13 protein-coding genes are annotated in these 12,323 nt (G+C 32.2%); all 13 read left to right on the top strand.

Annotated elements, in window-relative coordinates; all coding sequences use genetic code 11:
• Window positions 1-239: 239 nt before the first annotated feature.
• Entirely contained in the window at window positions 240-695 is a 456-nt protein-coding gene (locus tag J3S90_RS10680; protein ID WP_188051706.1) for a MarR family winged helix-turn-helix transcriptional regulator, read from the top strand.
• Window positions 696-709: 14 nt separating this feature from the next.
• A complete protein-coding gene (locus J3S90_RS10675; protein WP_188051705.1) occupies window positions 710-1,342 on the top strand; it encodes an NAD(P)H-dependent oxidoreductase in 633 nt (210 codons plus the stop codon).
• Between the two features lie 32 nt (window positions 1,343-1,374).
• Window positions 1,375-1,944: a YceI family protein gene (locus tag J3S90_RS10670; protein ID WP_210646198.1), complete on the top strand. Its 570-nt coding sequence runs from the start codon at window positions 1,375-1,377 to the stop codon at window positions 1,942-1,944.
• Window positions 1,945-2,260: 316 nt separating this feature from the next.
• Window positions 2,261-3,661 (top strand): anthranilate synthase component I family protein, encoded by a 1,401-nt coding sequence (locus J3S90_RS10665; protein ID WP_210646197.1) that lies wholly within the window; start codon window positions 2,261-2,263, stop codon window positions 3,659-3,661.
• Window positions 3,662-3,716: 55 nt separating this feature from the next.
• A complete protein-coding gene (locus tag J3S90_RS10660; protein WP_188051702.1) occupies window positions 3,717-4,331 on the top strand; it encodes an anthranilate synthase component II in 615 nt (204 codons plus the stop codon).
• 52 nt (window positions 4,332-4,383) lie between these two features.
• A complete protein-coding gene (locus J3S90_RS10655) occupies window positions 4,384-5,220 on the top strand; it encodes a c-type cytochrome (protein WP_210646196.1) in 837 nt (278 codons plus the stop codon).
• Window positions 5,221-5,283: 63 nt separating this feature from the next.
• Complete coding sequence (gene trpD, locus J3S90_RS10650) at window positions 5,284-6,276, top strand: anthranilate phosphoribosyltransferase (RefSeq protein ID WP_210646195.1); 993 nt, start codon at window positions 5,284-5,286, stop codon at window positions 6,274-6,276.
• Between the two features lie 141 nt (window positions 6,277-6,417).
• Window positions 6,418-7,197 (top strand): indole-3-glycerol phosphate synthase TrpC, encoded by a 780-nt coding sequence (trpC, locus tag J3S90_RS10645; protein WP_210646194.1) that lies wholly within the window; start codon window positions 6,418-6,420, stop codon window positions 7,195-7,197.
• A gap of 155 nt (window positions 7,198-7,352) precedes the next feature.
• Entirely contained in the window at window positions 7,353-7,964 is a 612-nt protein-coding gene (locus J3S90_RS10640) for a phosphoribosylanthranilate isomerase (RefSeq protein WP_210646193.1), read from the top strand.
• A gap of 12 nt (window positions 7,965-7,976) precedes the next feature.
• Window positions 7,977-9,158 (top strand): tryptophan synthase subunit beta, encoded by a 1,182-nt coding sequence (gene trpB / locus J3S90_RS10635; RefSeq protein WP_188051697.1) that lies wholly within the window; start codon window positions 7,977-7,979, stop codon window positions 9,156-9,158.
• A 235-nt stretch (window positions 9,159-9,393) separates the two neighbouring features.
• Window positions 9,394-10,155: a tryptophan synthase subunit alpha gene (gene trpA / locus J3S90_RS10630; protein WP_210646192.1), complete on the top strand. Its 762-nt coding sequence runs from the start codon at window positions 9,394-9,396 to the stop codon at window positions 10,153-10,155.
• A 261-nt stretch (window positions 10,156-10,416) separates the two neighbouring features.
• Complete coding sequence (locus J3S90_RS10625; RefSeq protein WP_210646191.1) at window positions 10,417-11,283, top strand: aspartyl protease family protein; 867 nt, start codon at window positions 10,417-10,419, stop codon at window positions 11,281-11,283.
• A 183-nt stretch (window positions 11,284-11,466) separates the two neighbouring features.
• Window positions 11,467-12,036, top strand: a complete 570-nt coding sequence (locus J3S90_RS10620) for a hypothetical protein (protein WP_210646190.1) — start codon at window positions 11,467-11,469, stop codon at window positions 12,034-12,036.
• Window positions 12,037-12,323 lie beyond the last annotated feature (287 nt).

Genomic DNA, 12,323 nt, shown 5'->3' with positions numbered 1-12,323 from the left:
ATACTTCATTAGCATTGCAATAAAATTGAGTCTCAAAAAATGAAGTAGAAAATCTCTTTTGTTAATTAATATAATTTGAAACTTTAGCTTTTAAATTATAAAGTAAGCTACCAATTTTATAGACAACAGTTATTGCTCAACAGCATAATTAAAAAATTAATAAAAAAAATTAATAACATTTGTATATACAAATAAAAAAAGTGTTACATTTGTACCAACAAATTACATATAGATAAAATATGAAAATTGAAGAGGTTTTAAAGTCAACAGTACCGATGGATAATTCTAAAAAAATCATCCTAAATATTTTGTACACGCAGAGTATGATTACCGATAAATTTAATGAAATACTTAAATCTTATGATATCTCCGGAGAACAATATAATGTACTTCGAATATTAAGAGGTCAAAAAGGAAATCCTGCAAATATGTCGATGATACAAGAACGAATGCTGGCTAAAACGAGTAATACCACCCGATTAGTTGACAAACTATTATTAAAAGATTTCGTTACCCGAAAAGTTTGCCCAGAAAACAGACGTAAAATTGAAGTTCTAATTACCCAAAAAGGATTAGATATACTTAAAGATCTTGATCCTAAAGTAATACAGCACGAGCAGTTTTTTTCTAATAACTTAAGTTCAGACGAAATTATTCAGTTAAACTATTTATTAGAGAAATTTAGAAACCAATAACGTATAAAAACAACATGAATACCTTTATAGAAAATCAAAATTGGAGATACGCTACAAAAAAATTCGATAGCTCCAAAAAAATAACAAATGAAGAAATTGCTATCCTAAAAGAAGCTATACGTTTAAGTTCTTCTTCTTACGGATTACAACCATATAAAATTATTATTGTCGAAAATCCAGAATTAAGAGCCCAATTGCAACCAGCGGCTTGGGGACAATCACAAATAGTAGATGCTTCTCATATCATTATTTTTGCTAATGAGTTAAATTTTGGAGTAACTGGAATTGACAGTTATTTTAAAAATGTTAGTGAAACAAGAAATGTTACTCTTGAAAGTATGAAAGGCTACATTGATTTTATGAAAAAGACGATCACAGCACTATCAGAAGATGAAAAAAACAACTGGTCTGCCAAACAAACCTATTTGGCTTTAGGAAATCTTTTGAATGCGGCGGCTGACTTAAAAATTGATGTTACTCCAATGGAAGGTTTTGTTCCAGCTCAAGTTAACCAAGCATTAGGACTTGATAAATTAGGACTGAACGCCACATTAATAGCAACTCTTGGCTACAGACATGAGGAAGATGCTACGCAACATTTCAAAAAAGTTAGAAAATCAAACGAAGAATTATTTATTACTCTATAATTATTAAACCTTAAATTAAATTTACAAAAAAAATGAAAAATTTTAAAGCAATTGCATTAGCATTAGTAGTAGTTCTAGCTACAACATCAGTATCAGCACAAACAAAAAAAGTAGATGTTACAAAAAGTACAATCAACTGGACAGGAAAAAAAGTAACAGGACAACATGAAGGAACAGTAAACCTAAAAGACGGTAGTCTTGTTTTTAAAGGGAAAAATGTTGTAGGTGGAACATTTACAGTAGACATGAATTCAATGATTGTAACTGACTTAAAAGAAGGACAAGGTAAAGAGAAATTAGAAGGTCACTTGAAAGCGGATGACTTTTTTGGAACTGATAAATTTGCTACAGCTACTTTAGTTTTCAAAAAAATTGTTACTAAATCACCTAATTTATATACTGTAACTGCTGATTTAACAATAAAAAACATTACTAAACCAGTAATTTTTGATCTTGCTACAACAGCAAATACTGCTACAACTAATTTAAAAATTGACAGAACTAAATATGATATTAAATATGGTTCTGGAAGTTTCTTTGATAACCTAGGAGACAAAGCTATCAATGATAATTTCTATTTAACTGTAGCTTTAAAATTCTAATTTACAAAACACCATTTTACAAACCCCAGCAAGAAATTGTTGGGGTTTTATTTTTTTAAATAAGAAAAAATAAAACCATTTATAAAAAAAATTAACATTTGATCTATTTGAATAATCAAATTACATTTATATATTTGCTGCAATAAAATAAAACATGAACACAATTTTAAACAATACTTGGTGGTGGAACAATTTACGTCAAACGTCGTGAACTAAGCTCCTATAGTATTATTTGAACTATAAATATAAAAGGCTTGTCATCACGACAAGCCTTTTTTTTGTGCCAATAAAATAGTAATTATTAAATTTATTTCTCTTGAAACAGTATATCTTAAATACAAAACACAAACAAATTCTCGCTGATACGATCACTCCTGTGAGTGTATATCTTAAAATTAGAGATAAATTCCCGAATAGTTTGTTATTAGAAAGTAGTGATTACCACGGTAATGATAATAGTTTCTCTTACATCTGTTGTAATCCTATTGCTTTGATAAAAATTGAAAATGAGACTATCTCTAAAACGTATCCTGACGGAAATGTTGAGAAAATAATTATCGACTCAAATACCGATATACCACAAATCATTGAGGAGTTTTCACATCAATTTAAATCAGAGAAAAATGATTTTAAATTCATCAATAACGGATTATTTGGATACATTTCGTATGATGCCGTTCGTTATTTTGAAAAAGTAGCTATTGCCAAAAAAGAAAATAGTAATACGATTCCTGATGTCTATTATGCAGTTTATCAAAATATTATTGCGATTAATCATTTTAAAAATGAAGCATATATTTTTTGTCATAGTGTTGATGATAGAAACAACATTTCAGAGATTGAGCAATTACTGCAATCCCGAAATATTGCTTCTTATAAATTCAGTAAAGAAGGAGAAGGTTTCTCTAATTTAACCGACGAGGAATTCAAGCACAATGTTTCTTTGGCTAAAAAACATTGTTTTAGAGGCGATGTTTTTCAATTGGTGTTATCCAGACGATTTACTCAAGGTTTTAAAGGAGATGAGTTTAATGTATATCGCGCCTTGAGAAGCATAAACCCTTCACCCTATTTATTCTTTTTTGATTATGGCGATTTTAAAATATTTGGATCTTCTCCTGAAGCTCAAATTATCGTAAAAGATCGTAAAGCGGAAATCCATCCTATTGCAGGAACATTCAAAAGAACAGGTGATGACGAAAAGGATGCCGTTCTTGCTAAACAATTATCAGAAGATAAAAAAGAAAACAGCGAACATGTAATGTTAGTAGATTTAGCCAGAAATGATTTGAGTCGCAATGGTCATGATGTGAACGTTGAAAAATACAGAGAAGTACAATTCTTCTCGCATGTAATTCATTTGGTTTCAAAAGTAACGGGACATTTACATGAAAAAGCCACAACCATGCAAGTAGTTGCCGATACATTTCCTGCGGGAACTTTGAGCGGAGCGCCTAAACATCGCGCTATGCAATTGATTGAAGACTACGAAAAAACAAATCGTAATTTTTATGGAGGAGCGATTGGCTTCATGGATTTTGAAGGTAATTTTAATCATGCTATAATGATTCGTACTTTCCTCAGTAAAAACCATCAATTGCATTCACAAGCCGGTGCAGGAATTGTTGCCAGCTCTGATGAAGAAAGCGAAATGCAAGAAGTTTACAACAAGTTAAGAGCGTTAAATGCCGCTTTAGATTTAGCCGAAACAATATAAATCCCCTCCCAAGCCGTCCCCGAAGGGGAGGAAGACGAGACTAAAAAATTTTAAAATGGAAAATAAAAATACAACTAAACCAACAGTTCCAACTTCGGGGGCTACGGGAAAAATACTAGTCATAGACAATTACGATAGTTTCACATATAATTTAGTGCATTATCTTGAAGATTTAAATTGTGAGGTAACCGTTTTTAGAAACGATGAATTTGATATTGAAGAAATTGCAGCTTTTGATAAAATACTACTTTCTCCAGGCCCAGGAATTCCAGATGAAGCAGGATTGCTAAAAGAAGTAATCCGAGTATATGCTTCGACAAAAAGTATTTTTGGAGTCTGTTTAGGACAACAAGCGATTGGCGAAGTTTTTGGCGGAACACTTTCTAACTTAGATCATGTTTATCATGGAGTAGCAACAATGGTAAAAACAGTAGTTGATGATGAGCTTTTATTTGAAGGTTTAGGAAACGAATTTGAAGTAGGTCGCTACCATTCTTGGGTTGTAGATACTAATTTACCAGATGTTCTAGAAGCAACTTCTTTTGACGAAAATGGGCAGGTAATGTCGTTACGCCATAGAACTTTTGATGTCCGAGGCGTACAATTTCATCCTGAAAGCGTGCTAACACCAAATGGAAAAAAGATATTAGAAAACTGGGTAAAAAACTAATAATTAATAATTAGCAGTCCTTAAAAATCGGTTCCACTTTTATTTTTAAAAAATGAAAATAGTCAAAATCCATATTGTATTTATTTTACTACTTACTTTCAGTTTTATTTCTTGTCATCAAAATACGGAGCAAAAAATAGAAACTAGAAATTCTACGCAAAAAAAAATAACATTGGACTTGCTTGATTTACAAGCAAAAAATAAGTTAGGAAAAGATACCATTGTTACAATTGTTAATGATCCTGTTTATCATAAAATAAAAAAATACAAAGCAGTAAACGCTGAAAAATTGATTAAAAGCCAAGTTGAATTAAGTACAATTGATATAAAAAACACTAAAATTGTTTTTGAGTGTATTGACGGTTACAAACCCGAAATGCCATTAGAATTATTTTTGAACACCAAATCTTTCCTAGCCTTCCAAGATGTCGAAGCTCCAAAAGGTTTGAAATGGGAGAAAATAATTAAAAATGAAAACGAAATGGACGCTACGCCTTTTTATATCGTTTACGAATCCGTTTCAGAAAAAGATAGCCGTTACAAATGGCCTTATAATTTGATAAAAATTCATCTTGAACCTAGTAATACATCCCGTAATGAATTATTTCCTATAGATAATAAAAAAGTTGAAATAGGCTATAATTTATTTCAAAATCAATGCATTACCTGTCATGCCATAAATGAAATTGGAGGAACTATGGGCCCAGAATTAAACTATCCAAAAAGTGTTACCGAGTATTGGAAGGAAAAAGAATTGGTTGCTTATATAGTTAATCCTGCCTCTTTTAGACATAAAGTAAAAATGCCGACTTTAGGAATAACCCAACAGCAGTCCCAAGAAATAGTTGATTATTTAAAATACATGGCACAACATAAAAAAAGCGAGTAGGATTTAATTAGCCTTAAAAAAAAGAATCCAAAATCATATACCCCATTTGAATCTTAAAAAAAAATGAAAAATATATTAAACAGATTGATCAATCATGAAACGCTTTCGAAGGAAGAAGCTAAAAATGTTTTAGTAAACATTTCCAACGGCAGTTACAATACTAGCCAAATCGCCTCTTTCTTGACTGTTTACATGATGCGTAGTGTAAGTATCGACGAACTTTCTGGGTTTCGTGAAGCTTTACTTGATTTGTGTATTCGCATCGATTTATCGGCGTACAATACGGTTGATTTATGTGGAACGGGTGGTGACGGAAAAGATACTTTTAACATCTCTACTTTAGCATCATTTGTAGCTGCAGGAGCTGGAATTAAAGTCGCTAAACACGGAAATTACGGTCTCTCCTCTATTTCAGGATCAAGTAATGTAATGGAAAAATTAGGAATTAAATTTAGCAATGAATCTGATTTTATAGAACGTAGTATTGACCAAGCTGGAATTGCAATTTTGCACGCTCCTTTATTTCATCCTGCTATGAAAAACGTAGGTCCCATCCGAAAAGAATTAGCAGTAAAAACCTTTTTTAATATGGTTGGGCCAATGGTAAATCCATCCTTTCCTCAAAATCAATTAGTAGGTGTTTTCAATTTAGAATTGGCAAGAATGTATGCCTATTTGTACCAAAATACAAACACAAATTTCACGATTTTGCATTCGCTTGATGGTTATGATGAGGTATCACTGACAGGACCAACGAAGATGATAACCAACAATCGAGAAGGAATGCTGAATCCAGAAGATTTTGGTGTTTCTCTTTTGGCGCAAAGCCAGATAGAAGGCGGAACTACTATTGATGAATCGGCGCAAATGTTTATCGATATTATATCAGGCAAAGGAACTGAAGCGCAAAACAACGTGGTTTGTGCCAATGCAGGAATGGCCATTGCGACGGTGACAAAATGTAGTCCTTTAGAAGGATTTCAAATAGCAAAAGAGAGTTTAATGTCTGGAAAAGGACTTTTATCTTTGAAGAAATTACAAGAATTGAGTAGATAAATACAAATTAAGAATCTAAGTGCTTGCAGTATAAAAATTTGCAAACAGATTAACACAGATTAACACAGAATAAAAAATTAGTGCCTTTGCGCCTTAGTGGCAAAAAAAGATTAAAAGAATTCCTTAGCAGTAAAAACAAATATGAATATACTTGACAAAATTATAATCGACAAAAAAAGAGAAGTTATTCTCAAGAAATCAATCATTCCAGTTTCTCAATTGGAAGCATCGATTTTCTTCGAAAAAAAGACTATTTCTTTGAGTAAAAGTTTAAAAAATAGCACCTCAGGAATTATTGCCGAGCACAAACGTCGTTCGCCTTCAAAGGCAGAAATCAATTATGGTTTTACTGTCGAAGAAGTGGTAAAAGGATATGAAGAAGCTGGTGCTTGCGGAATTTCAATTTTAACCGATGGAAAATATTTTGGAGGTTCGTTAGACGATTTACTTTTGGCTAGAGCCTCGGTAAATATTCCACTTTTACGTAAAGAATTCATCGTTGACGAATACCAAATACTAGAAGCAAAAGCCCACGGAGCCGATTTAATTTTACTAATTGCTGCAGTTTTAACTCGTGAAGAAATCAAATCGCTATCTGAATTTGCAAAAAGTTTAAACTTAGAAGTTTTACTAGAAGTCCACAATCAGGAGGAATTAGAAAAATCAATAATGCCTACACTAGATATGATTGGCGTAAATAACAGGAACCTAAAAACATTCGAAGTGAGTTTAGATTTCAGCAAGAAATTAGCAGCACAAATTCCAGATGATTTCGTAAAAGTATCAGAGAGTGGCATTTCGTCAATTGAAGCAATAACCGAATTAAAGCCATTTGGCTACAAAGGTTTCTTAATAGGAGAAAATTTTATGAAAACGGATAATGCTGGAAAGGCAGCCAAAGAGTTTATTAGTAAAATTTAATCCCCCTAACCCCCGAAGGGGGAACTAGCAACAGATAAATAAATTTTATTATGCAATCATTTTCAAGAAATAATAACAATAAAAATTGCGGTGCAAATCCGTCGCAACAATTCCCCCTTCGGGGGGCTGGGGGATTTGGGATCAAAATCTGCGGCATGAAATATCCTGAAAACATACTCGAAGTAGCATCGCTCCTACCCGATTATATGGGATTTATTTTCTGGGAAAAATCAAGTCGTTATTTTGATGGAATTATTCCAATTTTACCGAAATCGATTAAGAAAACTGGGGTTTTTGTAAATGAAACTATAGACGTAATTTTGGCGAAAGCCGAAAAGCACGATTTACAAGCCATACAATTGCACGGCTCAGAATCTGTTACGTTCTGTAAAGAATTAAAAAATAAAATGCGCACTGAAATCGAAATTATAAAAGTGTTTTCAGTGGATGATAGCTTTGATTTTGAACTTTTAAAACCTTATGAAACCGTTTGTGATTACTTCCTTTTTGACACTAAAGGAAAATTACCGGGAGGAAACGGAACAACATTCGATTGGAAAACACTTGAAAATTATCCTTCTACAAAACCCTTTTTTCTAAGCGGCGGAATTGGAATTGAGGAATTACAAAGTGTACAAGAAATATTGAAAACAAATTTACCTATTCATGCCATTGACGTCAATAGCAAATTTGAAATAGAACCTGGATTAAAGAATGTAGAATTATCTAAAGATGCGATCATTCGTATCTCAAATATAAAACAATAAAAAGAAAAAATCATGTCATACCACGTAAACGAAAAAGGCTATTACGGAGAATTTGGAGGTGCCTTCATTCCTGAAATGTTATACCCAAATGTCGAAGAACTACGCCAAAACTATTTAAAAATAACAGCGGAACCTGAATTCCAAGCTGAATTTGATGCTTTGCTAAAAGAATATGTGGGTCGTCCTACACCCCTTTATTTTGCAAAACGTTTGTCGGAAGAATACAACACTAAAATCTATCTAAAAAGAGAAGATTTGTGTCATACGGGAGCGCACAAAGTCAATAATACCATTGGCCAAATCCTTTTAGCAAAACGATTAGGTAAAACCAGAATCATTGCTGAAACGGGTGCAGGACAGCACGGTGTTGCAACCGCTACAGTTTGCGCGCTTATGGGATTAGAATGCATTGTGTACATGGGCGAAGTCGATATTAAGCGTCAAGCGCCAAATGTAGCTCGTATGAAAATGTTGGGCGCCGAGGTTCGTCCGGCAATGTCAGGGTCTAAAACTTTAAAAGATGCTACTAATGAAGCCATTCGCGATTGGATTAATAATCCCGTTGATACGTACTATATTATTGGCTCCGTTGTGGGACCGCATCCGTATCCAGACATGGTAGCGCGTTTTCAAAGCGTAATTTCTAAGGAAATCAAGGAACAATTATTAGAGAAAGAAGGTCGTGAAAACCCGGATTATGTGGTTGCTTGTGTTGGTGGTGGTAGCAATGCTGCCGGAACCTATTACCATTTCCTTGATAATGAAGAGGTAAATATAATTGCTGTCGAAGCTGCCGGTTTAGGCGTTCATTCTGGCGAAAGTGCTGCTACATCAGCTTTAGGAAAAGTAGGTGTTATTCACGGTAGTAAAACATTGTTGATGCAAACTACTGATGGACAAATCACAGAACCCTACTCTATTTCTGCAGGGCTAGATTATCCAGGAGTTGGCCCTATGCACGCGCATTTGTTCGCTACAGGAAGAGCTCAATTTGTGTCAATTACAGATGATCAAGCCATGCAATGGGGAATCAAATTGTCTAAAATGGAAGGCTTAATTCCCGCTATAGAAAGCGCGCACGCCTTTGCCGTTCTGGACGAAATGAAATTTAAACCAGAGGACATCGTAGTGATCAATCTTTCCGGCCGAGGCGATAAAGATTTGAATACATATATCGATTATTTTAAATTATAAAAGATTTTTTGGGGCGTTTCCCCGCTTTCACTAGCGTTACAGCGGCGGGCGGGCTTTTCGTTGCAATCTTTTCCTTTTTTAAGAAAAAAAGGAAAAGGATTTACACTGCAATCCCTTACGCGAATCCAATACGATGACCTAAATAGTTTTCAAAAACTTGATTATTTTAAACAAATAAATTCTCTTTAAAACCTACTAATGCAAAAATTGGTAAAAGAGTAGAAAAAAATATAAAATGAACAGAATAAATAAAAAATTACAAGAAGCCAAAAAGATATTTTCCATCTATTTCTCTGCTGGATATCCTAATTTAAGCGATACCGTTCAAATCATTCAAGATTTAGAAAAAAATGGTGTCGATATGATCGAAATTGGTTTGCCTTTCAGTGATCCTTTGGCAGATGGACCAACAATTCAAGCCAGCTCAACAAAAGCCCTTCATAACGGAATGAACACTCAAGTATTGTTTGACCAACTAAAAGACATCCGAAAAACAGTAACCATTCCTTTAGTGATCATGGGCTATTTCAATCCGATGTTACAATACGGAATCGAAAATTTCTGCCAGAAATGTGCCGAAATAGGAATTGATGGATTAATTATTCCGGACCTTCCTGTTGATGTTTACGCGGATGAATACAAAGCAACCTTTGAAAAATACGGATTAAAAAATATTTTTCTAATCACGCCACAAACTGCAGTAGAACGCATTAACTTTATAGATAGTGTCTCTGACGGATTTATTTACATGGTAAGTTCGGCAAGTGTTACAGGATCACAAACTGGTTTTGGTGCGGAACAAGCTGATTATTTCAAACGCATCTCTGACATGAACTTAAAAAACCCACAAATAATTGGTTTTGGAATTAGCAATAAAGAAACCTTTAACCAAGCCACTCAATATGCTAAAGGTGCCATTATAGGAAGTGCTTTTATCAAACATCTAACCCAAAATGGAACTGGAAAAATCAAGGAATTTGTAGAAGAGATAATTTAAATTTTATTTTTTGATAATCAAAAACGGCATTTAAAAATTGTTTTAACTGCCGTTTTTTTTTATACGCATAACAACATTTTTCATATGGTAAAACTGCATAAATATAAATTTGTAAGAAATTATTTTATATATTTGAAATAAAGTAATGTAGGAACGTTTCTATACTTATCTACACAGATTTAGTTATATAGGTACAATAAAGTCATACATATATACAAGTTGGCAAAAATATTCTGAAAAATTGCACAAATAAAATAAACTATGAAAAAAATCACATTATTACTTTTAACAATATTATGTTTGACAAACTACAATTGTGTAAGTCAAAATTTAAAACAAATTTGTAAAAGCGGATTTGTAAACCAAAAAGATTATATAACAGAAATACCTTTTGAATATAATAAAAAACATATTTTTATTAAGGTAAATATTTCAAACAAAGAATACAACTTTATTTTTGATACTGGTGCGGCAGTAACTTTAATTGACCAAGAAATCTCAAAAGAAATAGAATATAAATTTAAAAAAGAAGGCGAAGCTTCTGGAAGTTCAATTTCTGCACAAAAAAACGCTTTGATTGAATTACCAAAAGTTTCTATCTCAAATATTATTTTTGAAAATACATATGGAATGCTTCTAGATTTAAACTTCATAAAAAAGGATTATGAAAATTTAAAAATAGACGGAGTAATAGGAAACAACTTAATGAGAAAAGCAAATTGGCAAATTGATTTTAAAAATAAAGTAATCAGATTTACTGATAAAATTGATTTATCAAGTAGAGAACATAAAAAAGTTGAAATGCATAAAGAAAATTATGGATTATCATATTTAGATATTGAAATAAATAATACAAAACATAAATTTATTTTTGATACTGGTTCAAGTGGAAGATTTACTGCGAACAGTTCGTTTGTAGGAAATTTAAAAGAAGAACAAAAAAACAGCCAAGAAGCAAAACAAACATTTAAAATTGAAAAAATTAGAATTGGCGAAATTGAACTAACTAATCAAACTATTTTATTAGAAAAAGGCGTTTCGTCACTAATCGGCAATGGATTTTTTGAAGATTATTTATTGACTATAGATTGGAAAAAAAATATTCTGTACTTATTACCAAATCAATAATAAATAAAAATACTTCTGCCAACAGCGGTTTGCAAAAATGGCGAAATATGTGGTAAATTCACGTTTATCTTTCGCAAGATATTTTATCTTAGCAGAAAAATTGCGGTTACGAAGTTCGCCACTTCTGCAACCCGCGAAACGTTAGCAGACAGTTTCGAGCGACAGAAAATGAAAGATATTTATATGAAAATCAGATATTTAATATTAATTTTAATCTTTTTTGGTTGTCAAACTAAAACAGAAAAACCTATTTCTAAAAACTCGAAAATTGAAATAGAAAACAGAAAGTTTTTTATTGGAGATATTAATAATGATGAAATTAACGATACTGCATTTGTAAATTATAAATGGAATTTAGAAACAAATGAAATTGAATGCGGGAAAAATAATTGTGATATAAATATTGAGTTCACAGAGAATATTCCAAAAATAACTATAGCACAAAGTTTAGGAATTGTTGTTGCGAAAATTGAAGATTTAAATAATGATAATGCAAATGAAATAATAATCTTTTCTCGAACAACTGAAGGTTGGTGGAATAAAGTTTCTGTTTGGTCTTTAAAAAGTGGAACTTGGAATGAAATTGCAGAAACAAAAGCGTTTATATCAGAAGATAAAGATTTTGAAAATCGAATAATTAAAGAAAAAGGCAAATATTATTTAATTGGAGAAAATAAATTGGAAGAAGATGAAAATGGAAATTTTAAAAAAGTCAAAGTCAAAGTGAATAATGGAAACGGACAATCAGAATAAATAAAAAAACCATCTGCCAACAGCCGTTACAAGATATTTGGGTTTTAGGCTTAATTTAAAGATGGTTTTGTATTTGTAAAATTTGTGTTTAATGGAAAAATCTCGCATCTTTACTCCCATACCTCGCCAAGCGCCAAGACGTTTGCGGTTATATTACCCCATGTAAAATCCTGAAATAGGTTGACAAAAAATCAACAACTATTTACAGGACAACATGAAAGAAAAGAAACCAGACTGTCAAAAAAAATCCGTTGGATTTGACTTAAAACTTAAGATCATTGATCAGG

Source organism: Flavobacterium flabelliforme, from assembly GCF_017948675.1.
In the GTDB taxonomy this organism is placed as follows: Bacteria; Bacteroidota; Bacteroidia; order Flavobacteriales; family Flavobacteriaceae; genus Flavobacterium; species Flavobacterium pygoscelis.
This window is presented reverse-complemented; position numbering and strand designations above follow the sequence as displayed.

Coding starts and splice junctions, on each gene's coding strand:
- J3S90_RS10660 (WP_188051702.1), top strand. CDS start 3,717: ATGGAAAATAAAAATACAACTAAACCAACAGTTCCAACTTCGGGGGCT.
- J3S90_RS10675 (WP_188051705.1), top strand. CDS start 710: ATGAATACCTTTATAGAAAATCAAAATTGGAGATACGCTACAAAAAAA.
- trpD (WP_210646195.1), top strand. CDS start 5,284: ATGAAAAATATATTAAACAGATTGATCAATCATGAAACGCTTTCGAAG.
- J3S90_RS10640 (WP_210646193.1), top strand. CDS start 7,353: ATGAAATATCCTGAAAACATACTCGAAGTAGCATCGCTCCTACCCGAT.
- J3S90_RS10655 (WP_210646196.1), top strand. CDS start 4,384: ATGAAAATAGTCAAAATCCATATTGTATTTATTTTACTACTTACTTTC.
- J3S90_RS10620 (WP_210646190.1), top strand. CDS start 11,467: ATGAAAATCAGATATTTAATATTAATTTTAATCTTTTTTGGTTGTCAA.
- J3S90_RS10625 (WP_210646191.1), top strand. CDS start 10,417: ATGAAAAAAATCACATTATTACTTTTAACAATATTATGTTTGACAAAC.
- trpB (WP_188051697.1), top strand. CDS start 7,977: ATGTCATACCACGTAAACGAAAAAGGCTATTACGGAGAATTTGGAGGT.
- J3S90_RS10680 (WP_188051706.1), top strand. CDS start 240: ATGAAAATTGAAGAGGTTTTAAAGTCAACAGTACCGATGGATAATTCT.
- trpC (WP_210646194.1), top strand. CDS start 6,418: ATGAATATACTTGACAAAATTATAATCGACAAAAAAAGAGAAGTTATT.
- trpA (WP_210646192.1), top strand. CDS start 9,394: ATGAACAGAATAAATAAAAAATTACAAGAAGCCAAAAAGATATTTTCC.
- J3S90_RS10670 (WP_210646198.1), top strand. CDS start 1,375: ATGAAAAATTTTAAAGCAATTGCATTAGCATTAGTAGTAGTTCTAGCT.